This window comes from Paenibacillus sp. 4624 (assembly GCF_050435065.1).
Lineage (GTDB): Bacteria > Bacillota > Bacilli > Paenibacillales > Paenibacillaceae > Paenibacillus > Paenibacillus amylolyticus_D.
The window spans coordinates 122,667-148,763 of sequence record NZ_JBNDJR010000010.1 but is presented as its reverse complement, the minus strand read 5'-3'; the positions used below and the strand labels follow the sequence as shown (position 1 = coordinate 148,763).

Genomic DNA, 26,097 nt, shown 5'->3' with positions numbered 1-26,097 from the left:
CATTATGTACTGTTTATTCGGTTGCTATACTGGTTAACTACTGTTAGAATACAAACCGTTACCCAGAAAGACGGGAAGCGAAGCAAAAATTACCGGATTTCGTGGCTGGGCGCACAAGTGTATGGGCTTGTGACTGCTAAAAGCCGTTCGAAGTGCACAACACATCAGAAGGGGTGAAAACATGACCATACTTGAAGTGAAAAACGTAAGTAAACTGTTTGGCCCCCAAACCGAGCAAGGTCTGGAATTACTGGAGCAAGGTTGGGGCAAAGAAAAGTTGGCCAAAGAAAAACAGATAACGGTTGGTGTCAATCGGGTCAACATGGAGATCAAAGAAGGTGAAATTTTCGTAATTATGGGCCTGTCCGGTAGTGGTAAGTCCACACTGGTTCGGATGTTCAATCGTCTGATTGAACCAACATCCGGAGAAATTTTGGTTCATGGCAAAGATTTGCGAAAAATGAACAAAGAACAATTGCGAGAAGTACGCCGGAAAACGATCAGCATGGTGTTCCAGAAGTTTGCGTTGTTTCCGCACCGCACTGTTCTTGATAATGTGGAATATGGTTTGGAAATTCAAAAGGTAGATAAGGAAGTTCGCCGTGAGAAAGCCAAGACCTCACTAGAACTCGTTGGCCTCAAAGGCTGGGAAGATAAAATGCCGGATGAGCTGAGCGGCGGGATGCAACAACGTGTCGGCCTCGCTCGCGCACTTGCGAATGACCCGGAAGTACTGCTGATGGACGAAGCTTTCAGTGCGCTTGATCCATTGATTCGTCGTGATATGCAAGATGAGTTGATTGAGCTTCAGGATAAAATGAAAAAGACGATTATTTTCATTACCCATGACTTGGACGAAGCGCTGCGCATCGGCGATCGGATTGCTCTTATGAAAGACGGCGCCGTTGTGCAGATCGGTACACCGGAGGAAATTATGATTCAACCGGCCAACTCATACGTGGCCCGCTTCGTCGAAGACGTGGACTTGTCCAAGGTCCTCACAGCATCACACGTTATGCGCCGTCCTGAAACCATTACAACCGATCGCGGTCCTCGTGTTGCTCTTGAGTTAATGCGTGAACGAGGCATATCGAACCTGTTTGTCATTGACCGCTCTAAAAAACTGCTGGGTGTCATTACAGCAGAAGACGCGACCCGTGCAATGCGCGAAAATAAAGTATTAAACGACATTCTCATTACAGATGGGCCGACAGTGTCGCCTGAGACCCTGATTCATGAATTGTTTGAGATTGTAAGTTCAGCCCATGTGCCGCTTGCCGTTGTAAGCGAGACTGGCCGTCTGCAAGGTGTTATCGTTCGCGGTGCCCTGCTCGGTGCACTAAGCGGTGAAGTTGCAGAAAAGGAGGAAGCTCTGAATGATACCCAAAATACCACTAGCATCGTGGATTGAATCCATCGTTGACTGGATGAGCTCCTCGCTCTCCGGATTGTTTAAAGTGATCTCTGTCGTTATTCAGGATGTGGTTGGATTTTTCTCGGGGCTGTTTATGCTGCCTCATCCACTTCTGTTCATCGCCATATTAGGCGTACTAGCTTTTCTGGTAGGCAGGTTGCCACTTACTTTGTTTACCGTTATCGGGTTCCTGCTCGTGGATAACCTGGGCTACTGGTCCCAATCCATGGACACACTCGGACTGGTTATTACGTCAGGATTGATCTCAATTCTGCTCGGTGTGCCTGTTGGTATTTGGCTGGCATACAGTAAAACAGCCGCGCGCATTATCACGCCACTGCTGGACTTCATGCAGACGATGCCTGCATTCGTTTATCTGTTGCCAGCCGTTACGTTCTTCAGTCTCGGCGTTGTTCCCGGCGTTATTGCATCGGTGATCTTCGCTATCCCGCCAACCATTCGCCTGACTCACCTGGGGATTAAACAGGTTTCGAGCGAACTGGTTGAGGCAGCGGATGCTTTCGGATCAACTTCGGCTCAGAAATTGTTTAAGGTACAGCTTCCACTTGCCTTGCCTACGGTGATGTCCGGTATTAACCAGACAATCATGTTGTCCCTATCCATGGTTGTTATTGCATCCATGATCGGTGCACAGGGTATCGGTGCAGAAGTATACCGGGCTGTAACGCAGCTACAGATTGGTAAAGGATTTGAAGCTGGTCTTGCTGTCGTAGTTCTTGCCATCGTGCTTGACCGCTTTACGCAAAACCTGTTTATGCCTGGCCGCAAAAAAACTTCCCGTTTCTCCGCGAAACAAAAAGCTTGGATTACTGCGGCAGCAACACTCGTTGTGTTGGTCGCTGGCTTCTCTCAATACTTCACAGGCAGCACAACATCTGCTGGTGACAACAACGGGGCAGCCAATGCTGTAGGTAAGGAAGTGAACTATCAGATTATCGGTATCGATCCAGGTGCAGGCATTATGAAATCAACCGCCAAAGCCATCAAGGATTATAACTTGTCTGACTGGAATCTGATTGAAGGTTCGGGTGCCGCGATGACAGCTACACTCGACAAAGCCATCAAAAATGAACAACCGATTATCATCACTGGTTGGACTCCTCACTGGATGTTCAATAAGTATGATCTGAAATATTTAGAAGACCCGAAAAAATCGTTTGGTGATGCCGAAGAAATTCATACCATCGCTCGCAAAGGTCTGAAAGAAGATCATCCCGTTGCTTACGAATTCCTGAAGCGCTTTAAATGGACTTCCGATGAGATGGGTGAGATGATGATTGCCATTCAGGATGGTACGTCCCCTGAACAGGCTGCCAAAGATTATGCCGAGAAACATGCGGATCAGATTGACGAATGGACAAAAGGTCTGACACCGGTGGGCGGTGACGCGTTCAAACTGAGCTATGTTGCATGGGATTCTGAGATTGCGAGTACCAACTTGCTGAAATATGTCATGGAGAACAAACTGGGTTATAAAGTCAATGCACTTCAGGTAGAAGCCGGACCGATGTGGACGGGTGTGGCCTCAGGTGACGTAGATGCTTCTCCAGCAGCCTGGTTGCCACTGACACATGCAGACTACTGGGCACGTTACAAAGATCAGGTTGAGGATCTTGGAGCCAATATGACAGGTGTACGCACAGGTCTGGTTGTTCCTAAATATATGACGGACGTTAACTCGATTGAAGATTTGGAAACGGGTGCTTCAACTTCTGCTTCATCCTCTGAGCCTGCGGCAAATGCCAACGTTGGAGATGAAGTCAATCACCGGATTATCGGTATTGATCCAGGTGCCGGTATTATGAAATCCACCGGCAGTGCCATTGAAAAGTATGGCCTGACCGACTGGAATTTGGTAGAAGGGTCCGGCGCAGCCATGACGGCTACGCTGGACAAAGCTTACAAGAATAAAGAACCAATTATCATTACAGGCTGGACTCCGCATTGGATGTTCAACCAATATGATCTGAAATACTTGGAAGATCCAGATAAAGTCTATGGAGATGCCGAAGAAATTCATACGATCGCTCGTAAAGGTCTGAAGGAAGATCACCCGGTCGCTTATGAATTTCTGAAGCGCTTCAAGTGGAATTCCGATGAAATGGGCGAGATGATGATTGCCATTCAAGGCGGTACATCGCCTGAACAGGCTACCAAAGCCTATGCCGAGAAACATGCCGATCAAATTGATGAATGGACAAAAGGTCTGACACCGGTGGGCGGCGACACTTTCAAACTAGGCTATGTTGCTTGGGACTCCGAGATTGCTAGTACAAATCTACTGAAATATGTAATGGAAACAAAACTCGGGTATAAAGTCAACGCATTACAAGTTGAAGCCGGACCGATGTGGACGGGTGTTGCGTCAGGCGACGTGGATGCTTCTCCGGCTGCATGGCTTCCTCTGACACATGCTGATTATTGGGCTAAATACAAGGATCAATTGGATGACCTTGGTGCCAATATGACAGGTGTAAAAACGGGGCTTGTTGTTCCAGCATACATGGATGTCAAATCTATAGCAGACTTAAAAGATAAATAAATCATTTCTTTTTCAATTATTCTTTGATGCATTAAGTTGAAGTTGATATTGTTCTTATAACGTTGTTCTTTCAATGAAAACCACCTATCTCGAATGTACGAGATAGGTGGTTTTCGTTAAACTAAAAAAAGAGACGAAAAGGACTTCTGTGCCTTCTTCGTCTCTTCTCTTATATCATTTTTATTATGAAAGGTTTACCCGGAATCCTTTTAGGTGTTAATCGCTTGATTATTTCCCTGTGCCAAGAAATCCTTCTTTGAAAATATTCAATACATAGTCGAGCGTAATCGGGTCGCTGTACGTCACCGCTTTGGTATCCAACTCGATAACCTGTTTGTTCTGAACGGCCGGAATTTTACTCCAGATTCCCGACTTCATAATCTCATTATCCCGGGTCATGTCTCTGCTGACCACGATGAAATCACCCATGTATTCCGGAAGAACTTCAAGTGACAAGGAATGATAGCCTTCTTTTAACGTATCATTCTTTACTTTTTCAGGCATATTCAGCTTCATCGCTTGGTACAGCGCTTCTGTTCCACGTGCCCAGTGATCCCCCATGGCAAAAACTTCTTTATCCGCAATTTCAATCGTGGACACTGTTACATTGTCACCATATTTAGCTTTAATCTCATTGCCGATCTCTCCGGCTCTTTTGGTGAAATCATCAATCCATGCTTGTGCTTCTGACTCTTTGTTTAGTACTTTGCCAATCTCCAGCTGCTGTTGCAGATAGTCGAGTTTACCCCATGTGTATACGATCGTTGGAGCAATTTTGGAAAGCTGTTCAAGATTTTTCATATGTGAACCTGCAATGATCAAATCTGGGTTCAAAGCGGAGACACTCTCCGGATCTTCTTCACTTACGATAGCAACATCTTTTAATTTATCCTTGAACAGCGGATTTTCTGCTGTCCACTTATCTACGCCCACTGGCGTTACATCCATAGAAAGGATATTGGGTCCGTTTGTCAAAGCCACGATACGTTGCGGTTTAGCCGGAATTTCCACAGGCCCTGTTTCGGATTGATACGTTATCGTATCCGAAGTATTCGCTGCTTCACTGCTTGTCCCTTCTGTTGCAGTTGCCTCTTGGTTGCCGTTGTCTGACGCACCGTTTGAAGCCCCGTTACCACATGCACTGGCAATTATCGTAAATAACATCAGTACGATAAACGGTAGAATCCATTTCTTTTTCATCTGTATAGTCTCCCCTAATCGTTAATGATAATCATTATCAATTTAATGAACGTGTTGATTATATGATATGAGTCGATAGCATGTCAATCATCTTTAATCGATTCGTTCGCAAAAAAAACAGCTTACAGACTTTTGCCTGTAAGCTGTTTATATAGTGAAGAAAATAACAAGTCATGAATTCAATTATCCTCACTTGTCTTCGTTAAAACAAATTTTATTTTCCGAAGACGATCAACAGATCCCTATTTTTGTAAATACTGATCAACATATTGTTCTGCGTTAATAGAGCCTATGGCAATCCAGTTAGCGTAGGTCTCTCCGAACATTTTATACAGTAATTCACTTGAATACAGACCACTTGTTTTTCCGAAAAAGAGGTATAGCTCCTTTACCGTATTCGTATGCTTTTTACCGTTCAGGTCTGTCCACTTTACCTTTTTGTTCAGGTCCACCTTACTGATGTCCTTCGTATGGATTTGTACAATCGATCCGTCGACTTTGAAGTATACAATAACACTCTTCTCATATGGATGACCTTTGAGAATACTCCAGCCTTTCATATCCCCTGTTGCCGGTACAGCATATAGTTTTCCTTTTTTAGTCGGTTTAGTCACTGTTGTACTGCTTTGTTTCTTTGGCTTTTCAATCTGGATATTCATTTTCCCTTGACCAATAGATACTTGCATCGTTTCGCCATTATTTTTTAATCCTGCTCCGAAAGCATCAGATAGCACTGAAGCAGGCATTAAAGTCACGCCATTCTCTACAAGAAGTGGAGACTTTAAAGTGAGAGAATTTCCATTCAAACTAGCCTTTGTACCTGATTTAGGCAAACTCACTTGCGTAGAACCAACTTTAATTTCAAAGAGACCCTGCTGAGCCAAATAATTGACACTGCCTCCCAAAGCTTGGACTACCTCTTTCATAGGAACAAATGTCACGCCATTTTTTAGATACCCCCCATCTATTGGATTGTCTAAGCTTCCTGAAATGATAACCGACTTTTCTATATTTTCAACCTTAACTGTAATTTTGGAAGAGCCAACTCCTAGAATTTTGACCATGCCATTGCTTAATACTTGAAGCAGGTGGGGATCACTAATAGTATAATCTGTTTTCGTAAGACCGACAGCTCTCTTATAATACGGATCATTGGCATCATGTAATGTGAATTCGTCATCATAAATAACATAGATATTCAAATTAAACTTATCTCCTACAGAAGCCGTAATGGCAGGATCGAGTTCAACATCCTTCACTTTTAAATCCTCTGCAAACACATTGGAACTAAATAAAAGCATAAAAAACATCGCAAGTAAACTCAGTTTCTTCATTCTTTCTTCTCCTTCACGTATGTAGTCTCTTTGCTTCTTCACTTCTTCAAATCATCTTTGTTTATTGGTAACTTTGCCTCCCTTCCTTACTATACATCTTTTTTCAGTATTTTTTTTAAAAATTCATCCTCTTTGTTAATCAATTACAAAAAAATGAATGCGGCATACAGCCCGCATTCATTTTCCCACTCGTCAACCCTACAAGTAATGAATTACTTCTTCACTGTGCTAGTGTACGGGGTGATTTTGTCTGTAATTTACTTTGCAGCTACATCAAGTGTTTCTTGTGACGTTCCTTGTCCATTCAACACCATTTCAATCGCTCCTTCGACAATTTGCCACGTGGCTGGAAAAACACCCATAACTACGCCGAATGTTGCTGTCGAATTGGCTGAGGCGTGCAATTAGTCGACTACTGTCTGGAACTGCGGATATTTCGTCATTTTATCCTTCAATACTTGCTGAACGTAAGCTAATGTCGTAATTGGGAAGTATTTGCTTCTACCAATTCCATTGTTAACATAATCATGATTCTGGTTTGAAGAAAGCACTTTACATAACATAGTTAACATAGAAGCGTATTGCACATTACACAAACGTAAATAGACAAGAAAAACGCAAGGACACTCCACCCCGGAGTTTTCCTTGCGATAACATGATGTGTACATTCTATACTAAATATCACCGTACATCGATGAACCTTTTTTATATCGTTGCGGCCCATCCTCCCATTAACGATTCAGATGATACGGAACCGTCGTCACAATCACATCTTTGTAATTAATCAGATATGCCCGAATCATGAAGCTGGTCTGGTTATGCAGTACATTTTGCCACCAGTGTTTCGTAATAAATTGCGGAATCAGGATAGTGATATGGTCGGTTTCAGCTGTTTTCCATTCCACGGTATCAATGAACTTCTTCAGCGGACCCATAATGCTGCGGTACCTCGATTTGATCACGACCAGACGGACGCCCGGATTCCATTCTTCCCACTTTTGCTCCATCTTACGTATAGCCTCATCATCAAAGCCGATGTACAGGGCGACCACATGATCCGACATCGTCTGGGCGTAACTGATGGTATTCATCACCACCCGAGTAATGCCCGCCACCGGAATAACGATCGTATTGCCTTTCTTCGCCGGTTTATCCACCTGAATATCGATACGAAGTTCGTCCGCGATATTGCAGTAATGACTGCGAATGCGCATGAACACATAAACGACCAGTGGCAGGAAGATAAAGATAACCCATGTCTGCGTGAACTTGGTGAAAATAAAAATCAGCGTAATGGACAACGTAGTCAGCATACCGATTGTATTCACCAGCAGTTTTGTTTTCCAGCCAGACGGCTTGATTTTAATCCAGCGTATCATCATGCCGAGCTGGGACAATGTGAATGGAATGAACACCCCGACCGCATAGAGCGGAATCAGGTTTCCGGTATCCCCTTTAAATCCAACGACCAGAAGTGCCGACATGACGCTGAGAAAAATAATCCCGTTCGAGAAGCCTAGACGGTCTCCTCGCACCATGAACATATGTGGCATATATTTATCCTTAGCCATCATGAAGGACAACAGCGGGAAGGCGGAGTATGCCGTATTCGCCGCGAGGAACAAGATCAGAGCCGTAACTCCCTGGATGATAAAATACATCCATCCTCTGCCAAATGTTGCTTCGGCAATCTGGGAAATGACCGTTGCTTTGGGATCAGGCTTGATCCCGTATCCAAAGGCTAACAGCGTGATACCAATGAACATGGCGCCAAGGATACATCCCATCAGCAGCAGCGTCCCGGCAGCATTTTTCTCCGCAGGCTGTTTGAAGTTCGGAATGGCGTTACTAACTGCCTCAACCCCGGTCAATGCCGAGCATCCAGAGCTGAACGCTTTAAGCAGCAGGAAGATGCTAACATGCGACAAACTTGTTCCAAACTCCGGAGCCGCGGCATGCATGCCACCAGCCATAAACTTGATACCACCCGAAATAATGAGAATGGCAATCGAAAAGATAAACAGGTAAATAGGGATTGCCAGCACCGAAGCTGACTCCGTAACCCCCCGCAAGTTCATAACGGTCAGAAACACAATCATAATAAGCGCAATAATGACACTATAGTCATGCAGTACAGGAAAAGCGGATGTGATCGCATCCGTACCTGCGGACGAACTTACCGCCACGGTCAGGATATAATCGACTAACAATGAACCTCCGGCAATCAAGCTCGGTGTGGTGCCCAGGTTATCCTTGGCTACGATATACGCGCCGCCCCCTGTAGGATAAGCAAATATGGTCTGGCGATACGAAAAAATTAAAATGACGAGCAATCCCAGCACGGCGATAGAAATCGGAACCGAGTACCATAGGGCTGCGAATCCCGCCGCAACCAGCACCAGCAAAATCTGTTCCGTACCGTAGGCCACGGATGATAAAGCATCGGAGGACAGAATGGCGAGCGCCTTCCATTTCCCCAATTTTTCTGCATCCAATTCAGCCGACTTCATTGGCTTGCCGATTAAGATTCTCTTCATTTTGCCAAGCATGATCATAACTTCCTTCCATCTCTTGTCTATAAGCTTCTTTGCTTCTCATCTGGATAACAATGTCTGTTCTTATCTATGAAGCATAGTTATTATGCAAAATCGCAGAGCCATTGACAATACGTCATTTCACCCGAAAATCGCCAGCGCGTGATAATGCATTCTACGATTCAATATTTGATAACAAAGCCATTCTTATTCGGCAATTTGAACGTTTTTGAGCGAAAACGACGATTGTTTGCCTGAAAAAAGAAAATGGCCTTCGGTTCAGAGAACCTAAAGCCATGTTTACTATTTCATATGATCAGGGTCATATAACATATTTGTCATATGTAGCTTGTTTGCAATTAACTTTGAATAATACCGGGACGAGGAATTACGTCAAATTGCTCTGCCAGGGCCCGAAGCTGCTCATCCGTTATCCGCTGCCGAATATCATGACCCGCCACAAGCATATACACTTGTGCTGCTTTCTCGATGGTCTCAATCAGACCAAACGCTTCGTCGATGGTTGTGCCTGTTCCGAAGATGCCGTGCTGCGGCCAGATGACCGCGTGATACTCCTGCATTTTCTCCGCAGTTGCGCGGCCGATTTCATTCGAACCGGGCATCATCCAAGGTATGATCCCAACGCCATCTGGAAATACCACCACACATTCAGTGCACATCTGCCAGAGTGTCTTGGTAAACTTGGCCTCATCCAGCTCATGGATGAAGGTCATGGCAAGTACATGTGTCGCGTGGTTGTGCATGACCACCCGGTGATTCGGGTCTTTTTTCAACCGTTCAATATGGCTCATAAAATGGGTCGGCAGTTCACTTGTCGGGTTCGCACCACCATTCAGTCCCCATAATACCTCCAGCTCCTGGCCATCCGCAGATACACGCAGTACACCCAGATTGCCTTCCGGGTCTGCCAGCACGTTTTTGAAATATTTGCCCGATGCCGTAACAATCAAATACTGTCCCGCCAGCTCTTGCACGGAAAAGGCAGGTGTGATGGTGCGGATCACCCGATGAATATCAATGTACGGTGCAACCTCTTCCTCTTTCAGTAGATAGCTGACATTCCCGCCATTACGCTCATCCCATCCGTTCTTCCACATATGCTGCGTAATCTCTGCCATCTCGCGTACAAAAGGAATATCGAATCCGGCAGGTCGTAATCTTTCGGTATGAAGGGTCACGTTCATGTTTATCCTCTCCTATGTTCAAGTATAAAGTTGGGCTGTCACGATCAAGGTAAGTTCCTTTTTTCACATTCATTATACCTTTGTTTTTGTTTGTTAGTCAATAATAAACAAAGATAATTATTTTATTTATTTTTGTTTATCTTTATTTTTTTTATAAAATGTCGAAAACAAGCAAAAAAATACCCCACCGTCGCCCGGCAGGGTCAGTCACACATCTATTTAACACGAGAAGGGGTTTACAAGGATTATCTTATCCTTCCCACCTTAATAGAAGCTGAATGTGAAATAAAAAATACATGAAAACGACTCGCGATATCATACTTTAAAATGTTACTCAGTGGACAGTACTGTTTTTCCGTAACCTATAGAAGGGTTTCATCATACCTGTTGCTTCATCCCGCCGCTCGTGCATTTGTTCAAATCCCAGTTGGCTCAAAATGTGACACGCCGCTTCATTATCCGGATGATGACTGCCCACCAGCGTCGCTACCTTTAACTTGTCAAAAGCGTACCGCACAGCGCCTTGTGCTGCTTCCTGTGCATATCCTTGTCCCCAGTGACCCCGAGTCAGCAGGAAACCAAGCTCATAGATGTTCTCCTCTGGATCATAGGGGCAAAGACCGCAACAGCCGATGAAGACATCTGAATCTTTTCGAAAAAGGGGCCAGTACTGCACCCCCTCCTGCTTCTCACGCTCGATTTCCTGAGTTAGCCTCGCCTCAACTTCCTCTTCGCTCAGAACCTCTTTGCCATTAACCCACCGGGTCACTTCGTGATCACCCCAGAGCGCAAACGCGAGGGCACGATCACCTTCGTCCCATGTCGTAAATACAAGTCGTTCCGTTTCCAATATTTTCGCTCGCTTACGGTTCATATTCTATCAACCTCCCGAATTACAGGCACGATCTCAACGTGCGGTTTATACTATTCCATTAATCGTGTACGGTTCAGGGTAAACTCTCAGGCCCCAACATTTTTATGTAGTTTGATATGCTTCCTCTTACAATCATCTGGTTGAAATGGTTAAAAAGACCTCTGCCGACCCGGTCGGCAGAGGTTCATACGTTCTACTATCATCCGATAGATTACGCCAAAGCAACTTCAATCGTACCGGAAGCAGCACCTCCCTGGTTCGCCAACAACGCGAAGACCAGCACCTGACTTGCAGTAATGCTCAAACTGCTGTTCACCGGAACAACATAAGTGACAACTGGAGCATTTACACGAGTGATGACGAGAGATACCGGAAACGGACCATTGTTGTTCACCGTAACACTTGCATTGGCGCCGCCAGACAGGTTTTCATAGTAGGATTTCCCTACACCCGCTGGCAGATTGTAGAACTGTAATGGTAAAAGGATGGCCATCAAAATCACCTCCTTTTTGCTTTGATACGGTATTCTATGTCTGAAATCTAGTAAAGCCACGGTGAATAGACCGTGGTAGAACGTACATTTATAGCTTACATGCAAGTTTAATAGATACCGTATCCCGCAATAAACCAAAAAAAGCCCCACCGAATGATCCGGCGGAGCTGCTTGTCCAAGAACAAACTATGCATACAGCATAAAAAAGTTCAATTCGTGACCTTGCTGTTTGAGGTAATTATAGAGCTGTGAGCGATGGTGGAACACATGTGTGAGCGTTTCGATCTGCCATTGCACCTGCAGGTGTCCATGCTCTGCGTAGAAAGCTTTGGTAGAGCGGTTCAAAAAGTCCTCTTCGCTGAGACTTGTGATATATGCTTTGTACGCCTCAAAATTACTCCATAATGTCTTCTCCAGTTGCACAATATCCTGGTTTCCAGATAAACGGTTCTCCACTTGACCTACTTCAGCTTCACCTTTCTCTTGCATAATGACAAGATCCGAAGCCGTAATCTGGATAAAATGATGCACCAGTTCCACGAGGGAACGCATATTGTCCTGCGGACGATACGCCCAGTCCTCTGGACGAATTAGCCGAATTAACGAAGCCCCTGTGCGCACGCCTGTTTCCAGTTCCGTTAACAGATGTTCCCGAATTTGCAACGTTCCATTCATGATTCATTACTCCTTTGTGATAAGTCTATGATTCATAGTATAACGGAAGATACTGCCGCATCATTGTACTTTTCGGACAACATCTGTTGATGTTCCTGGACAGCAACTAGTGGTGTATCGCCGTAAAATTTGCGGAATTGCCTGATCAGATGTGCCTGATCGTAAAAACCATACGTCTGTGCCAGTTCAGCTCCGTCAGTAGCTCGACCTTTACGGATACCATGCAACACTTGATGGAAACGAACAATTTCACTAAAACGCTTGGGACTGATCCCAACTTGTTCGGTCAATTTGCGATGCAGCTGACGTTCACTGACGGCTTCTCCCTGGGCAAGGTCTCGTATACTCAAGCGACCATTATCCTTGAAGATCCGGTAGAGCACATTACGAAGCAAATCCTGATCAGCATGATGATGAATCGGGCTGCTACGCAGGGTCACTCGTCGGAGGTAAGACTCCATCACCTGCACACGCTGGGCAAAATCCCTCGTTTCCTCCATCTTCAATTGCAGCTCGTCCCATCGGTCTGGCCAGCAGTCTTCCAGTGGTACACGACGGTCTGTAAACAAATCCAGTGACTGACCGTGTAGAAAAGGAGCTCCCCCCGGAAAAAAGCGAACCCCAAACGTATAGGCTCCCGCCGGAGGCGCCGTCAACGATAACGGAAAAGCAAAAGGCTGCATATAATTGCCACAATAGCTATACGTATACCTTTCTTGCTCTGGATTATAATCGATCAGGATGTCAGTGCAACCATCTGGTAACACCCGGGCAGAGGCCGGAAATTTCAACATTAAGTCATTGACCTTAATGTACATGTCCATTCCATCTATGCCATACTTGCCGTATTCCATATGTTCCCGAGTTCCTGACTCCCAATAACAGGCTACATAAGGTGTAAGCACAGGGGAAGGACTATTCTCTATATAGTATGTACGGGGGTCCATTCCATTCATCTGTACTGGACGATACAATGCGTGCAGTCGAGCGTCCATGCACTTCCCTGCCTTCCCATCATTATTGTGAAAATAGAGCTTCATCCGATCGGTATCTCTCAGTATCTCTTGGTTCACATTATATTATTATGCTCATTCTTCTCTCTCATCATATCATGAGTATGATCGCTCAGCTAAACATAAAAAAAGTGCCCTGCTCGGAGGACAATCCGAACAGGGCCAGTCACACATCTATTTAACACGAGAAGGGGTTTACAAGATTTATATTAGTCCCTCAACCTTAAGAGAAACTGAAATCCAGATGAAGAACAGATCAAAAAATGAACGAAGAACGAATGATACATGTGTTAGACATAGCTACTCGTTTTCAGCCTAAACCATGCAGTTTGCGAAATTTTTCGGGACTCATGCCCGTATGTCGTTTAAATATCGTACAGAAATAACTCGCATTTTCATATCCTACCCGGTCGGCCACTTCATAAATTCGGAGCTCCCGCTCACTGAACATCAGCTGTTTGCTGCGATTGATTCGTTCCTGGTTGACGTAGAACACAGGTCTGACACGAAGTGCTTTCTGAAACAACCGACATAGATATTGAGGGGATACGACAGCTACATCCGCCAGCTCTTTCAGCGACAAAGGCTGATCCAAGTGCTCTTTAATGTAACGCAGCACGGGTTTCAGACGTTCCATCTCGTCATTATCGTTGTCCGACACAATAAGCAAAGGCTTCAAATCCAGAAGCAAGCCATACAGATGTTTGGAACTGTCCCGATCATCGGCAGCATTCATCGTATCCCCTGTACCTTCCCCCCTTACAAGCAACAGTTCCAGAGCGTTCAGCAGTTCGGGTTTTCTAAGCTTATATACTCCTGAACTGGTGATTCCCGCATAGGCCAGTAGCTGACTTGCCTCCCGCCCCTGAAAGGATACCCACGCCAGTTCCCAGTGATCCGTAATAGGTCTATACTCATGCGGAATGTCGGGGTAGGTGATAAACACTTCCCCTGGGCCAACGATATATTCTCCTTCACCCTCTATAATCAGCCTGCCTTGTCCCTGAATGACCTGATGAATCTGGTAATCGGGAAAGCCTTCCGGGCGCTCCGTTTCAAATTGATGTTCCCAATACCCAACGGTTGTCATATAGACTGGCAGACGTGCGGCTTCGTCTGTTTTACCAAAAAAGATTCGTGTATTCATGCGGTACACCACGCTCTCCAGTTTTAGTTTCATATTGTGATATATATGGGCAATATTCTTTATTTTCTAAGTACCTGATCAATTCTATACTGTGAATATATTATAACATGATCAAAGGAGCTGCTGATATGCGAAAGAAACTCGTGCACACCCCTCCGGCTAACGGATATCCAGAATGGAATAATAATCCTGAGACATTTCAGGTCAATAGGTTGCCAGCCCATGCCAATATGATAGCGTTCCCAACGATAGAAGAAGCCTTGTCCAATGAATTCACTTCGTCCCCTTGGTATCAGACTTTGAATGGTTCATGGAAGTTCAGCTTTGCCGAAACGCCAGAACAGCGCATTACTTCTTTTTACGAAACCAGCTATGATGCCAGCAACTGGGATGACATCGCTGTCCCGTCCAACTGGCAGTTGCAGGGCTATGATTACCCTCACTACACGAACATGACGTATCCTTGGGTGGAGCGCGAGCCTGAGTTAAAACCACCTTTTGCACCAGCAACCTATAATCCTGTCGGTTCCTATATTCGCACGTTCACAGTCCCTGCGGACTGGAAAGACCGTCCGGTCTTGTTGCACTTTGAAGGCGTTGAATCTGCCTTCTATGTGTGGGTGAATGGAGAGCTTGTTGGTTACAGTGAGGACACCTTCACACCTGCGGAATTTGATATCACGGCATACCTGACAGAAGGCGAGAACAAGCTCGCGGTTGAAGTTTATCGCTGGTGTGATGCAAGCTGGCTGGAAAATCAGGATTTCTGGCGTCTTAGCGGTATTTTCCGTGGAGTATATCTGCACTCGCCTTCACCGGTTCAAATCGCTGATTTCTTCGTTCGTACGGAACTGGATGAGGCTTTTCAGAATGCAGAACTGCAGCTGGATGTGAAGCTCTTCAATCATAACGCCGGACAGCATGTAGACGGCTTGACGGTTCAAGCGCAGCTTTATGATGGGGAGCAGAAGCTTGTTCTGAATCAGCCGCTTGCGGCAGAGGTTTCTTTTAATAATGAAGAAGAAGTGACGTTACATCTCTCTGATTCAGTTGCGAACCCGCTCTTGTGGAGTGCTGAAACACCTAACCTATACACACTGGTGCTGTCCATCCAGAATACGTCGGGCGAAACGGTGGAGGCTGTGCGTACCCGTGTCGGCTTCCGCAGATTTGAGATCAAGGACGGCTTGATGAAAATTAACGGCAAACGCATCGTGTTCAAGGGTGTCAATCGCCATGAATTCTCGCCGGATTCAGGACGGGCCATCGGCCGTGAGGATATGATTCGTGATATCGAGCTGATGAAAGCCTATAATGTCAACGCTGTGCGCACATCGCACTATCCGAACCAGACGCTCTGGTATGAGCTGTGTGACGAATATGGACTGTATGTCATTGACGAAACCAATCTGGAGACACATGGTACATGGTACTATGGACAAAAAGAAATGAACGACGACAACATTCCCGCGAGCAAGCCGGAGTGGCGCGACAATGTCATCGATCGCTGTAATTCGATGTTCCAACGGGACAAAAACCATGCGTCCATCATCATCTGGTCGCTTGGTAATGAATCGTTTGGCGGCGATAACTTTATCGCCATGTACGACTATCTGAAACAAGCCGACCCAACAAGGCTCGTTCATTATGAAGGCACCTATCACTACCGCCCTACCGATTCGGCGAGCGATATTGAGTCCACGATGTATATCAGCCCGAATGATATTGAACAGTATGCACGTATGAAAGGGGACAAAAAACCTTATATCATCTGTGAATACAGCCATGCGATGGGCAACTCCTGTGGCGGACTGCACCTGTACTGGGAAATGTTTGATAAATATGAGATTTTACAAGGAGCATTTATCTGGGACTGGGTGGATCAATCCATCCGTACCAAGACAGCAGACGGTGTAGAATATCTCGCTTACGGTGGAGATTTTGGCGAGTCTCCGCATGACGGCAACTTCTGCGGTAACGGGCTCATTTTGGCAGATAAAACCGTTACACCTAAGCTGGAAGAAGTGAAAAAATGTTATCAGAACGTTCGCATGCAGGCACTCAATCTGCAAACCGGGCTGATTCGAATCACGAATCATTTCCTGTTCACGGATCTGAACGAATATGCACTCGCCTGGACGTTGTCCCATAACGGTGTACCTGTGGAAAAAGGGCATCTGGACATTGCTGCACAGCCTGCTGAATCCGTTGAAGTTCATATCCCTTACACACCATCTTCCGACCTGTACACAGAAGCTGTTCTTACTGTCTCTCTGGAAACCAAGAAGGCTACGAAGTGGGCGGAAGCAGGACATGAGATTGGTTGGGAGCAATTCGTCGTATCTCCTCGTCTGCGTGCAATTCAGCAACCTGCTGCGGGAGCAAGTGACGCGCTTCGAGTCGAAGAACTGCAAACGGGTGAATTGAAAGTGAATGCGGGTGAAGTTTCCGTAAGCTTTAGTTTGGTTACTGGCGCACTTACTTCCTATCAGATTAACTCTCAGGAGCAGTTACTGGCACCTGCTCGTGCGAACTTCTGGCGTGCGATGACCGATAACGATCTGGGTAACAAGCTGAATGAACGTGCTGCCTTCTGGCGGGATGCTCATGCGACGAACAAACTGATTCGTTTTGAACATCATAAGGATGCGCAGGGTTGTCATGTGACAACGGACTATACGTGGGACGCTAGTCCGGGAAGTACGCTATCCATCACCTATCACATCAAACCGAATAGCGAGCTTGAAATCAGTCAAACCCTCGTTCCAGGAGTGGGGCTGCCTGAACTGCCTGAATTCGGCATGTTGTTTGAATTAAAAGATAGTCTGGATACGATCTCCTGGTACGGCAGAGGGCCGCATGACAACTACATCGACCGTCTGACCAGTGCACGCCTCGGCTATTACACCGGAGCCGTTCGTGATCAGTTCGTGCCTTACCTGAAACCACAGGAATGTGGTAACAAAACGGATGTACGTTATGCGGAGCTTACATCTGCTGTAGGCGGAGATTCTGAAAAGAGTACTATCGGATTGCATTTTGAAGCCAACGCACCGTTTGAAATTAATGCACTGCCATGGTCGCCTGAAGAACTGGAAGCGAACGACCACGTCTACAAATTGCCAGTAAGTTCACGTACCATCGCCCGCATCAACTACATGCAGATGGGTGTTGGCGGTGACGACAGCTGGAGTGCACGTACACATCCGGAGTACACACTGCAAGCGAACCGTCCGTATCACTTCACGTTTACGGTGAAACCTGTATAGAGCTTCCGCTCCATTTACAGTAATTTCTTAGCTTTCATCTTCATAACAAACACCAAAAATCCCTGCTGGCATAATGCTGGCAGGGATTTTTGTGTTGGAGATCGTTAGTGCAAAACAACCTATAATAAAAAAAGGAGAGCTACAGCCGTACCGTATCCCTCCTTTACTAAAAATCAAACTTACTAAAAATCAAAACTACTCAAACGTTACGCTCTCACTAAACAATCCCGTATCAATATTGGAAGCAGTGATAGAAATAATGAAACACCTTACAGTTATCTCGTATAACGTTCGATATCATCTTCCGCCAACTCGTGAACTCTTTTGTGATACTCTTCATGCTGATGAACATCATTTTTTAGCTTAGCCAAGAACCCCCAACCTGTAAAAAACATGAGCAGTACAGCAATCAACGCATAAGCAAAACTAAATAGATTCATATAGAAATTCACAAAGATCGCGGCCAATATGAAACCCAGAATCCACAATACCCACTTTGTACTTTTTCTCATCGCTGTCCCTCCTTTCTCAGTTGATATCATTTACTCTATCTTACTCTATGTATCCTCATACATACGTTCAAAAAGAATTACGGTTGTGCTAAAAAAGAAAAAAGCTCCCTTTCGGGAGCCTTTCCTCTATCGGCATAACAAAGGATTTTACACCTTTATTACATCATGCCGCCCATACCACCCATGCCGCCCATGTCAGGAGCGCCAGCAGCGCCTGCAGGTTCTGGCTTGTCAGCGATAACCGCTTCAGTTGTCAGGAACATTGCTGCTACGGAAGCCGCGTTTTGCAGTGCATAACGTGTTACTTTCGCAGGGTCAACGATACCCGCTTCGATCATGTTAACCCACTCGCCAGTTGCAGCGTTGAAACCTACGCCAACTTGCTCTTTTTTCAGACGTTCCACGATTACGGAACCTTCTTCACCAGCATTAGCAGCGATTGTGCGGATTGGCGCTTCCAGAGCTTTCAGTACGATGTTCACACCTGTTTGCTCGTCGCCGGACAATGCTACACCAGCAACAGCATGATATACGTTCAGAAGCGCAGTACCACCACCGGATACAATACCTTCTTCAACCGCAGCGCGAGTTGCGTTCAAGGCATCTTCGATACGCAGTTTGCGTTCTTTCAATTCAGTTTCAGTTGCCGCACCGACTTTGATTACCGCTACGCCGCCGGACAATTTAGCCAGACGCTCTTGCAGTTTCTCTTTGTCGAACTCGGAAGTTGTTTCTTCCAATTGTGTACGGATTTGGCTAACACGTGCATCGATATCGGATTTGTTACCAGCACCGTCAACGATGATTGTGTTTTCTTTCGTAACACGGATTTGACGAGCTGTACCCAATTGTTCCACAACTGCGGATTTCAGGTCCAGACCCAGTTCTTCCGTAATTACTTGGCCACCAGTCAAGGCAGCGATATCTTGCAGCATTGCTTTACGACGGTCACCGAATCCTGGAGCTTTAACCGCTACAGCATTGAATGTACCACGCAGTTTGTTCACAACCAGCATCGCCAGAGCTTCGCCTTCGATATCTTCAGCGATCAATACGAGCGGTTTGCCTTGTTGAACGATTTTCTCAAGCAATGGCAGGATGTCCTGTGTGCTGGAGATTTTTTTGTCTGTGATCAAGATGTACGGGTTATCCAGAACTGCTTCCATTTTGTCCGTATCTGTGATCATATATGGAGAGATGTATCCGCGGTCGAATTGCATACCTTCAACCACTTCCAGCTCAGTAGCGAATCCACGGGATTCTTCTACCGTGATAACGCCGTCTTTACCTACTTTTTCCATAGCTTCAGCGATCAGTTCGCCTACTTCTTCGTCAGCTGCAGAGATTGCCGCTACTTGTGCGATGGATTGTTTAGTCTCAACCGGTTTGGAGATGGATTGCAGTTCAGCAACCGCAGCTTTAACCGCTTTGTCGATCCCTTTACGGATACCGATTGGGCTAGCGCCTGCAGTTACGTTTTTCAAACCTTCTGTAATCAGGGCTTGAGCAAGTACTGTTGCAGTAGTTGTACCGTCACCGGCAACATCGTTTGTTTTCGTTGCTACTTCTTTAACCAGCTGAGCACCCATGTTCTCGAATGCATCTTCCAGTTCGATTTCTTTTGCAATGGTTACACCGTCATTCGTGATGAGCGGGCTTCCGAATTTTTTCTCCAGAACCACGTTACGGCCTTTTGGTCCGAGCGTTACTTTGACTGCGTTAGCCAATGCATCCACACCACGAAGCATGGAGCGACGAGCGTCTTCACTGAATTTAATGTCTTTAGCCATTTAAGAAAACCTCCCTAGTATATTGTGTAAAATGATACTGCTATATGTTCGGTTAACCGATTAAAATTTGAGATTAGTCGAGAATCGCGTGAATGTCGCTCTCTTTCATAATCAAATATTCTTTACCTTCGAATTTGATTTCTGTACCGGCATATTTGGAGAAAATAACGCGGTCTCCTTCTTTCACTTCCAGAGCTACACGTACGCCGTCTTTCAATGCACCCGCACCAACTGCAATGATTTTACCCTCTTGCGGTTTTTCTTTGGCGGAGTCCGGAAGTACGATCCCGAAAGAAGTCGTTTGCTCTTGCTCCAGTGGTTCTACCAATACGCGTTCACCTAAAGGTCTGATCATGAAAAATAGCCTCCTTTTAAAATTATATAGCCTTGCATTTGTAGGTTGCAGCCATATGTATTAGCACTCGACAGTGTTTAGTGCTAACAACCAACTTTATGATACTCAACTTGAAGCATGATTTCAAGTCTTTTTGATGAATTCTTGCGAGAATTTACGTTGAATTTACATCCATACAGCTTGACACTAATATCCATTAAGCCAAATCACGCCTGGTACAGCTGGATGAATGTTACATTCATGCCTTCTATTTTACGAGATTCATTGCCTTAGATGCAAACTTCACCCCGCATCCCCTTTTCCATTGTATCCATTGACCCGTATAATATGCCTGCATGTCCTGATCTCTTCTCATCTGCCAATGGAACTAGAAGACCCGGAGCAGAATAACACATCTTCCCCGGGTCTTCTAGCGAGTAGATTCGTTCTCCACCCGCACTCCATTTTTTTTGATGCACCAGCATCCTCACTCCAAATACATAAATTACACACTTCTCTACCCTGCATGCTGATTGTCGTCGACCCGCACATAGCGAGCTTCAATCTCCTGATCGGCTGCAAGCTGCTTGCGATACACAATTGCAGATAGAAACACACTGATCTCATACAAGAGCAACAGCGGAATCATGACGAGCAGATCAGATATGAAATCCGGCGGCGTAATGACCACTGCAATAAAAATCAGCACGAAATAAGAAATTTTGCGCATTTTACGCAGACGAATCGGGTTCAAAATGCGCAGCCCTGTCAAGAACATAATGAGCAGCGGCAACTCAAACAACAGGGATACCGGCAACACAATACCGAACAGAAAGCTAAAGTACTGCTTCATGCCGTATGTCTCGACAAGTCCCATTTTCTCCGTGATCGTTGTTGTGAACGCAAGCGCCATTGGAAAAACAACATAGTACGAAAAAGCGACACCCACCAGAAACAGTAGAAATACGTAAGGTACATACTTCAAAGATGCTTTACGCTCTTGAGGCCGCAGACCAGGACTAACAAACTTCCAAATCTGATATACCGTAAAGGGCAACGTAATGATAATGGAAAAGAGTCCAGCAATCTTCATATAGATACCAATACCGTCCCAGAACGAGAACGCGTGCAGTACAAAGCCTTTGGCCGTCTCCGCCTTCGTCAAGTAATGATAAACCGGGTCTGCCACAAAAAAACCTGCAATCAGTCCCAAAATAAAAATGCTTAATACATAAATCAGCCGCTTGCGCAGCTCGCTTAGATGTTCCGAAAGCGTCATTTCAACATTTTGCTGCGTCATGCCTGCCTCCCCTGGAATTTCAGCTTTAAAATACAAAACCCTTCCGGCAGGAAGGGATGTCTCTTTCGTTGCATGAACCTTATTCCGGCAGGCGTTTATCCACAGGTTTCTCAGCAGCCGTTGTATCTGCTGTTACCGGTTTCGCTTTTTCCTGCTCTTTCCGGCTGGAAGCATCATCGTCCGAAATAATATCACGCGCGCCTTCCTTGAACTCACGGAACGTACGTCCGACAGCCCGTCCCAATTCCGGCAACTTGTTAGGCCCAAACAACAGCAATGCAATCACGGCCAGCAAAATAAATCCTGTTGGTCCAATCGAACTTAACATTGATCTTCCTCCTTGTTTCAAGCGTTCAACATGCGGATATCCGAAGATATGTTCATCAGATGTCTTAACTGCATTTGGATTTATGCCCATCATACCACAGATGTAACCACTTACATAACCCGTAAATGTGATAACTGTGCTTTAATTCCCTTATTGCTTGAATTGGCCCGTTACCATCAGGAGCGCTTCCGGAAGCTGATCCATAATGGCTGCCAGATGTTCGTGAACCCCCTTCGGCGTACCGGGCAGATTCACAATCAGCGTACGGCCGCGAATTCCGCACACCCCGCGGAATAACATCGCTGAGCGATTTTTGCTCATCACACTATATCTCATCGCCTCCGCCATGCCGGGAACTTCACGTTCAATCACTCGTCTGGTCGCTTCAGGCGTAATATCCCGAATGGCCAGCTCTGTACCGCCCGTTGTTAATACGAGATCCGCGTGAAAATAATCGGTCATCTCGATTAAGGCTGCAATAATCTCATCCGGTTCGTCAGGAACGATCCGATACTCCACGATCTGACCACCCAGTTCTTCCTCTACAAGTTCCCGTATCACCTGCGCACTTGTATCCTCACGTTCTCCACGGGCCCCTTTGTCACTGGCTGTCAGGATTGCTGTTCTCCACACCATAAAGATCACCCTTCTCCTCTATGAAAATAAATATCCGTTATCGGCTGAAATCACCGTTTTTACCGCCGCTCTTCGACTGCAACATCGTTGGGCCGATGATCATGTCTTTTTGCATCGCCTTGCACATGTCATATACCGTAAGTGCCGCAGCCGAGGCCGCCGTGAGCGCCTCCATCTCAACACCTGTTTTGCCTTCTGTCTTGACAGTTGCTTGGATATGGAGTTCGTCCACGCCGTTATCATGGAAACGAATATCCACCCCATTCAGTGCAAGCGGATGACACATTGGTATCCAATCAGACGTTTTTTTCGCCCCTTGAATACCGGCAATCTGAGCAACCGCCAGCACATCACCTTTTCCAATACGGCCTTGGCGGATCGCTTCCAGTGTCTCCGGGTTCATCGTGACTTTCGTTACAGCGACAGCGGTACGTACCGTTACATCTTTACCCGATATATCCACCATCCGGGCTCGTCCCTGTTCATTAAAATGAGTCAGCTTCCCACTGGAAGAACGACCTTGGTTTACTTCTGAGTTCAATCACATCACAACCCTTTATTCGATATGTAATATACCTTCGGGTGTTATCAACAGATCCAGCCGCAGATCTAGCGGGTCCATCGGAATGTCCGGCTCCAACTGGCCAGGTAATACCAAAGCAGCCATGAGAGGTCCTTTACCTTGCTTAGCACATTGGTTCTCAAGACAAGCTGCAAACCGGTCGTAATAACCGCCACCGTATCCGATCCGTCCTCCTCGAAGGTCGTAACCCAGTCCCGGTACCAGCACCAGATCCAAAGCCGGCCAATCCTCGGGCTGCAACACTTCACAAGACGCCTTAGGTTCAGGTATGCCCCAAACGCCTGGTTCAATATCCTCCTGGCTCTTCACTCGTCGGAGTTCCATTCGTGGCGGATCAGCGAGCACTTTTGGCGCTAGCAACATATCCCCTTGCTTCCACCCCTCTTCAAAAAGAAAAGCGGTGGAAGCCTCACTGCCATAAGAGAGGTAGCTGAAAATAACCAGCGGCTCACGCTTTTGCCTGTTCTTGCTTAGCCGCAGGCGATCCAGTTCACGCTTCAGTCCGTCATTTATTCGCATGCTGGCTTGCTGACGCATATGCTCGTCCAAACGATCACGTAGCTGTCTAAGCCGGGAGCGAAGCTGCTTCTTCTGTTTCGCTTGATCCTGCATAATGCTGACGAACCTCCTGTTGATATGGAAGGTAAAAAAATAAATTTAAGCCATTGCGCTTATATGTTAAGACAAGATGTCATCTGGATGATCAGGTTCAAATGATTCATTTTCTGCAAAATCCTCATGGTATAACATGCCTTCTTTCAGTTTATCACTGATTGACCAAAAAGACTACAAGCCATAGCCGTTCCCAATCGGTGCATTTGCTCTGTATTTCATGTAAACTGAGAAGTAAGTGTCTATTTCAGAACTCGACCTATGGAGGAACTTAATTCTATGTTGCTGCAAGTATCCGGAATTATTAAACGTTTTGGTGTCGATCCAATCCTGGACGGCGTGAACTTACAAATATTAGAACGTGAGCGCATCGGCCTGGTTGGCGTTAACGGTGCAGGGAAATCCACTTTGCTCAAAATCATCGCTGGAGAGATGTCCTATGACGGCGGACAAATCTTCAAATCCAAAGAAACAACGCTTGGTTACCTCGCCCAGAACAGCGGTCTGCAGTCGAGTCGCAGCATCTGGGAAGAAATGATGCATGTCTTTGCACATCTGACCCAGACCGAAGCTGAACTGAGACAGATGGAGCATGATATTGCCGACCCTGCACTAATGGAAAATGAAAAGCAATATGCTGATCTGCTGGAACGCTATGCCAGACGCTCGGACTGGTTCAAGGATCATGGCGGTTACGAGATGGAAACGCGCATTCGCAGCGTACTGCATGGTATGGGTTTTGGTGAATTCTCCCCAGACACCCCCATCAGCACACTCAGCGGCGGTCAGAAGACCAGGCTCGCATTAGCTCGCATTCTGTTACAAGCTCCAGATCTGCTCATGCTGGACGAGCCTACCAACTATCTGGACATCGCAACCTTGACATGGCTGGAAGATTATTTGAGAGGATACTCGGGCGCACTATTAGTCGTATCCCATGACCGCTACTTCCTGGACAGACTCGTAACGACCATCGTTGAAATCGAACGTCATCGCTCCAAAAAATATACGGGCAATTACAGTCGCTATATGGAGCTGAAGGCAGCCGAGTATGAGATTCAGATGAAACAATACGAGAAACAACAGGATGAAATCTCCAAGATGGAGGACTTTGTGCAAAAGAACATCGTACGCGCTTCAACGACAAAGCGTGCTCAGAGTCGTCGCAAAGCACTGGAGAAGATGGATCGTCTGGATAAACCACTCGGCGATCTCAAGAAAGCCCATTTTTCATTCGAGACCGCTGTGATGTCTGGCAAGGAAGTCCTGCGTGTTGATCAGTTATCCGTTGCATACGAGGAGGGTTCACCTCTGTTCCGCAATGTATCCTTTGATCTGCGACGCGGCGAAACGGTTGCTCTGATCGGGCCTAACGGAATCGGAAAATCAACGATGCTGAAATGTCTGACCGGAAGTCTTCGTCCTGCGCAGGGTGATATTCAGTGGGGCACCAAAGTACAGATCGGTTATTATGACCAGGAGCAGACTGGACTGAATCCGTCCAACACGGTGCTCGAAGAACTGTGGAGCGCTTATCCGGGCATGGAAGAAGCGCGCATTCGAACCGTACTCGGTAACTTTTTGTTCAGCGGTGATGATGTGCTCAAAAAAATATCCTCGCTCAGCGGCGGAGAGAAGGCTCGTGTGTCTCTGTCCAAACTCATGCTGAAGGAAGCCAACGTGCTTATTCTCGATGAACCGACGAACCATCTCGACCTCTTCGCCAAAGAAGTGCTGGAAGCCGCTTTAATGGATTACGAAGGAACGTTGCTCTTTATCTCCCATGACCGGTACTTCCTCAACAAGATGGCGGAACGGATCGTTGAGCTTCATCCTGGAGGCACCGAGCAATACCTCGGTAACTATGACGATTATGTGGAAAAAAAGCAGGAATTAGAGGACATTGCACGTGAGGCCGCCGAGGCTCGCCTGGCCTCTTCCAAATCCGCTTCTTCCGCAGCAGCAAGTGCCAGTTCAGCAACAACTGAAAAATCTGGCGCCGCTTCCTTTGAAGCAGATAAACAAGCCAAGCGTGAAGAACGAAACAGACAGCGCAGACAGGAAGCTCTGGAACAGCGGATTGCCGAATTGGAGTCCGAGATCACTTCGCTTGAAGAACAGATGGCTCTGCCAGAAGTGTATCAGGATTATATGAAACTGCAGGAGTTGCAGCAGTCATCGGAGGAGCACAAAACACAGCTTGCAAAAGCTTATGAAGAGTGGGAAACACTGGCGATGGACTAAGCTATGATTCCGGGCGATGATACTGTCCGTGAGTCTA

At 46.2% G+C, this 26,097-nt stretch carries 22 protein-coding genes and 1 pseudogene; 4 read left to right on the top strand and 19 right to left on the bottom strand.

Features of this window, described 5'->3' with window-relative positions:
- Nucleotides 1-181 precede the first annotated feature (181 nt).
- Together ABIE27_RS21885 and ABIE27_RS21880 are read left to right on the top strand one after the other, a co-directional pair.
- Nucleotides 182-1,411, top strand: a complete 1,230-nt coding sequence (locus tag ABIE27_RS21885; RefSeq protein WP_123063273.1) for a quaternary amine ABC transporter ATP-binding protein — start codon at nt 182-184, stop codon at nt 1,409-1,411.
- Entirely contained in the window at nt 1,377-3,977 is a 2,601-nt protein-coding gene (locus tag ABIE27_RS21880) for a glycine betaine ABC transporter substrate-binding protein (RefSeq protein ID WP_429351469.1), read from the top strand. Before ABIE27_RS21885 ends, ABIE27_RS21880 begins: the two co-directional genes overlap by 35 nt.
- Before the next feature lie 228 nt (nt 3,978-4,205).
- Here ABIE27_RS21880 and ABIE27_RS21875 read toward each other — a convergent pair whose 3' ends face one another.
- The 10 genes and pseudogenes from ABIE27_RS21875 to ABIE27_RS21830 all read right to left on the bottom strand — a co-directional run bounded on the left by ABIE27_RS21875 (nt 4,206) and on the right by ABIE27_RS21830 (nt 14,485).
- Complete coding sequence (locus tag ABIE27_RS21875; RefSeq protein WP_123063271.1) at nt 4,206-5,177, bottom strand: ABC transporter substrate-binding protein; 972 nt, start codon at nt 5,175-5,177, stop codon at nt 4,206-4,208.
- A gap of 242 nt (nt 5,178-5,419) precedes the next feature.
- Nucleotides 5,420-6,511 (bottom strand): copper amine oxidase N-terminal domain-containing protein, encoded by a 1,092-nt coding sequence (locus ABIE27_RS21870; RefSeq protein WP_123063270.1) that lies wholly within the window; start codon nt 6,509-6,511, stop codon nt 5,420-5,422.
- A 257-nt stretch (nt 6,512-6,768) separates the two neighbouring features.
- Nucleotides 6,769-7,005, bottom strand: a pseudogene (locus ABIE27_RS21865) (ABC transporter substrate-binding protein); the annotation flags it as partial.
- Nucleotides 7,006-7,242: 237 nt separating this feature from the next.
- Nucleotides 7,243-9,060: an APC family permease gene (locus ABIE27_RS21860; protein ID WP_123063269.1), complete on the bottom strand. Its 1,818-nt coding sequence runs from the start codon at nt 9,058-9,060 to the stop codon at nt 7,243-7,245.
- 344 nt (nt 9,061-9,404) lie between these two features.
- Nucleotides 9,405-10,250 (bottom strand): rhamnulose-1-phosphate aldolase, encoded by an 846-nt coding sequence (gene rhaD, locus ABIE27_RS21855; protein ID WP_123063268.1) that lies wholly within the window; start codon nt 10,248-10,250, stop codon nt 9,405-9,407.
- Between the two features lie 334 nt (nt 10,251-10,584).
- Nucleotides 10,585-11,124 carry a GNAT family N-acetyltransferase gene (locus ABIE27_RS21850; protein ID WP_123063267.1) on the bottom strand — a complete coding sequence of 180 codons (540 nt, stop codon included), beginning with the start codon at nt 11,122-11,124 and terminating at the stop codon, nt 10,585-10,587.
- Between the two features lie 211 nt (nt 11,125-11,335).
- Nucleotides 11,336-11,617: a hypothetical protein gene (locus ABIE27_RS21845; protein WP_123063266.1), complete on the bottom strand. Its 282-nt coding sequence runs from the start codon at nt 11,615-11,617 to the stop codon at nt 11,336-11,338.
- A gap of 186 nt (nt 11,618-11,803) precedes the next feature.
- Nucleotides 11,804-12,292 carry a DinB family protein gene (locus ABIE27_RS21840; protein WP_123063265.1) on the bottom strand — a complete coding sequence of 163 codons (489 nt, stop codon included), beginning with the start codon at nt 12,290-12,292 and terminating at the stop codon, nt 11,804-11,806.
- 32 nt (nt 12,293-12,324) lie between these two features.
- A complete protein-coding gene (locus tag ABIE27_RS21835) occupies nt 12,325-13,365 on the bottom strand; it encodes a helix-turn-helix domain-containing protein (RefSeq protein ID WP_240036678.1) in 1,041 nt (346 codons plus the stop codon).
- A 250-nt stretch (nt 13,366-13,615) separates the two neighbouring features.
- Nucleotides 13,616-14,485 (bottom strand): AraC family ligand binding domain-containing protein, encoded by an 870-nt coding sequence (locus tag ABIE27_RS21830; protein WP_429351468.1) that lies wholly within the window; start codon nt 14,483-14,485, stop codon nt 13,616-13,618.
- A gap of 95 nt (nt 14,486-14,580) precedes the next feature.
- Here ABIE27_RS21830 and ABIE27_RS21825 point away from each other — a divergent pair, with 95 nt between their 5' ends.
- Nucleotides 14,581-17,721: a glycoside hydrolase family 2 TIM barrel-domain containing protein gene (locus ABIE27_RS21825; RefSeq protein WP_429351467.1), complete on the top strand. Its 3,141-nt coding sequence runs from the start codon at nt 14,581-14,583 to the stop codon at nt 17,719-17,721.
- Nucleotides 17,722-17,996: 275 nt separating this feature from the next.
- On the opposite strand, the gene ABIE27_RS21820 is transcribed toward ABIE27_RS21825, so the two are convergent.
- From ABIE27_RS21820 to ABIE27_RS21780, 9 genes are all read right to left on the bottom strand, one after another.
- Nucleotides 17,997-18,233: a hypothetical protein gene (locus ABIE27_RS21820; RefSeq protein WP_123063262.1), complete on the bottom strand. Its 237-nt coding sequence runs from the start codon at nt 18,231-18,233 to the stop codon at nt 17,997-17,999.
- A gap of 158 nt (nt 18,234-18,391) precedes the next feature.
- Nucleotides 18,392-20,023 carry a chaperonin GroEL gene (gene groL, locus ABIE27_RS21815; RefSeq protein WP_090918203.1) on the bottom strand — a complete coding sequence of 544 codons (1,632 nt, stop codon included), beginning with the start codon at nt 20,021-20,023 and terminating at the stop codon, nt 18,392-18,394.
- A 73-nt stretch (nt 20,024-20,096) separates the two neighbouring features.
- A complete protein-coding gene (gene groES / locus ABIE27_RS21810; protein ID WP_090918205.1) occupies nt 20,097-20,378 on the bottom strand; it encodes a co-chaperone GroES in 282 nt (93 codons plus the stop codon).
- 269 nt (nt 20,379-20,647) lie between these two features.
- Entirely contained in the window at nt 20,648-20,842 is a 195-nt protein-coding gene (locus ABIE27_RS21805; protein ID WP_429351466.1) for a hypothetical protein, read from the bottom strand.
- 32 nt (nt 20,843-20,874) lie between these two features.
- Entirely contained in the window at nt 20,875-21,657 is a 783-nt protein-coding gene (gene tatC, locus ABIE27_RS21800; protein ID WP_429351465.1) for a twin-arginine translocase subunit TatC, read from the bottom strand.
- 79 nt (nt 21,658-21,736) lie between these two features.
- Nucleotides 21,737-21,985: a twin-arginine translocase TatA/TatE family subunit gene (gene tatA / locus ABIE27_RS21795; RefSeq protein WP_123063259.1), complete on the bottom strand. Its 249-nt coding sequence runs from the start codon at nt 21,983-21,985 to the stop codon at nt 21,737-21,739.
- Nucleotides 21,986-22,135: 150 nt separating this feature from the next.
- Entirely contained in the window at nt 22,136-22,621 is a 486-nt protein-coding gene (locus ABIE27_RS21790) for a MogA/MoaB family molybdenum cofactor biosynthesis protein (protein WP_017690080.1), read from the bottom strand.
- A 37-nt stretch (nt 22,622-22,658) separates the two neighbouring features.
- The gene (moaC, locus tag ABIE27_RS21785; RefSeq protein WP_429351464.1) at nt 22,659-23,162 is read right to left on the bottom strand and encodes a cyclic pyranopterin monophosphate synthase MoaC; all 504 of its coding nucleotides are present in this window, start codon (nt 23,160-23,162) and stop codon (nt 22,659-22,661) included.
- A 15-nt stretch (nt 23,163-23,177) separates the two neighbouring features.
- Nucleotides 23,178-23,816 carry a 5-formyltetrahydrofolate cyclo-ligase gene (locus ABIE27_RS21780; protein WP_429351463.1) on the bottom strand — a complete coding sequence of 213 codons (639 nt, stop codon included), beginning with the start codon at nt 23,814-23,816 and terminating at the stop codon, nt 23,178-23,180.
- A 279-nt stretch (nt 23,817-24,095) separates the two neighbouring features.
- On the opposite strand from ABIE27_RS21780, the gene ABIE27_RS21775 reads away from it, so the two are divergent.
- Nucleotides 24,096-26,060, top strand: coding sequence for an ABC-F family ATP-binding cassette domain-containing protein (locus ABIE27_RS21775; protein ID WP_123063257.1), 1,965 nt, complete (start codon nt 24,096-24,098; stop codon nt 26,058-26,060).
- Nucleotides 26,061-26,097 lie beyond the last annotated feature (37 nt).

Coding starts and splice junctions, on each gene's coding strand:
- ABIE27_RS21885 (WP_123063273.1), top strand. CDS start 182: ATGACCATACTTGAAGTGAAAAACGTAAGTAAACTGTTTGGCCCCCAA.
- ABIE27_RS21880 (WP_429351469.1), top strand. CDS start 1,377: ATGATACCCAAAATACCACTAGCATCGTGGATTGAATCCATCGTTGAC.
- ABIE27_RS21875 (WP_123063271.1), bottom strand. CDS start 5,177: ATGAAAAAGAAATGGATTCTACCGTTTATCGTACTGATGTTATTTACG.
- ABIE27_RS21870 (WP_123063270.1), bottom strand. CDS start 6,511: ATGAAGAAACTGAGTTTACTTGCGATGTTTTTTATGCTTTTATTTAGT.
- ABIE27_RS21860 (WP_123063269.1), bottom strand. CDS start 9,060: ATGCTTGGCAAAATGAAGAGAATCTTAATCGGCAAGCCAATGAAGTCG.
- rhaD (WP_123063268.1), bottom strand. CDS start 10,250: ATGAACGTGACCCTTCATACCGAAAGATTACGACCTGCCGGATTCGAT.
- ABIE27_RS21850 (WP_123063267.1), bottom strand. CDS start 11,124: ATGAACCGTAAGCGAGCGAAAATATTGGAAACGGAACGACTTGTATTT.
- ABIE27_RS21845 (WP_123063266.1), bottom strand. CDS start 11,617: ATGGCCATCCTTTTACCATTACAGTTCTACAATCTGCCAGCGGGTGTA.
- ABIE27_RS21840 (WP_123063265.1), bottom strand. CDS start 12,292: ATGAATGGAACGTTGCAAATTCGGGAACATCTGTTAACGGAACTGGAA.
- ABIE27_RS21830 (WP_429351468.1), bottom strand. CDS start 14,485: ATGAAACTAAAACTGGAGAGCGTGGTGTACCGCATGAATACACGAATC.
- ABIE27_RS21825 (WP_429351467.1), top strand. CDS start 14,581: ATGCGAAAGAAACTCGTGCACACCCCTCCGGCTAACGGATATCCAGAA.
- ABIE27_RS21820 (WP_123063262.1), bottom strand. CDS start 18,233: ATGAGAAAAAGTACAAAGTGGGTATTGTGGATTCTGGGTTTCATATTG.
- groL (WP_090918203.1), bottom strand. CDS start 20,023: ATGGCTAAAGACATTAAATTCAGTGAAGACGCTCGTCGCTCCATGCTT.
- groES (WP_090918205.1), bottom strand. CDS start 20,378: ATGATCAGACCTTTAGGTGAACGCGTATTGGTAGAACCACTGGAGCAA.
- ABIE27_RS21805 (WP_429351466.1), bottom strand. CDS start 20,842: ATGCTGGTGCATCAAAAAAAATGGAGTGCGGGTGGAGAACGAATCTAC.
- tatC (WP_429351465.1), bottom strand. CDS start 21,657: ATGACGCAGCAAAATGTTGAAATGACGCTTTCGGAACATCTAAGCGAG.
- tatA (WP_123063259.1), bottom strand. CDS start 21,985: ATGTTAAGTTCGATTGGACCAACAGGATTTATTTTGCTGGCCGTGATT.
- ABIE27_RS21790 (WP_017690080.1), bottom strand. CDS start 22,621: ATGGTGTGGAGAACAGCAATCCTGACAGCCAGTGACAAAGGGGCCCGT.
- ABIE27_RS21780 (WP_429351463.1), bottom strand. CDS start 23,816: ATGCAGGATCAAGCGAAACAGAAGAAGCAGCTTCGCTCCCGGCTTAGA.
- ABIE27_RS21775 (WP_123063257.1), top strand. CDS start 24,096: ATGTTGCTGCAAGTATCCGGAATTATTAAACGTTTTGGTGTCGATCCA.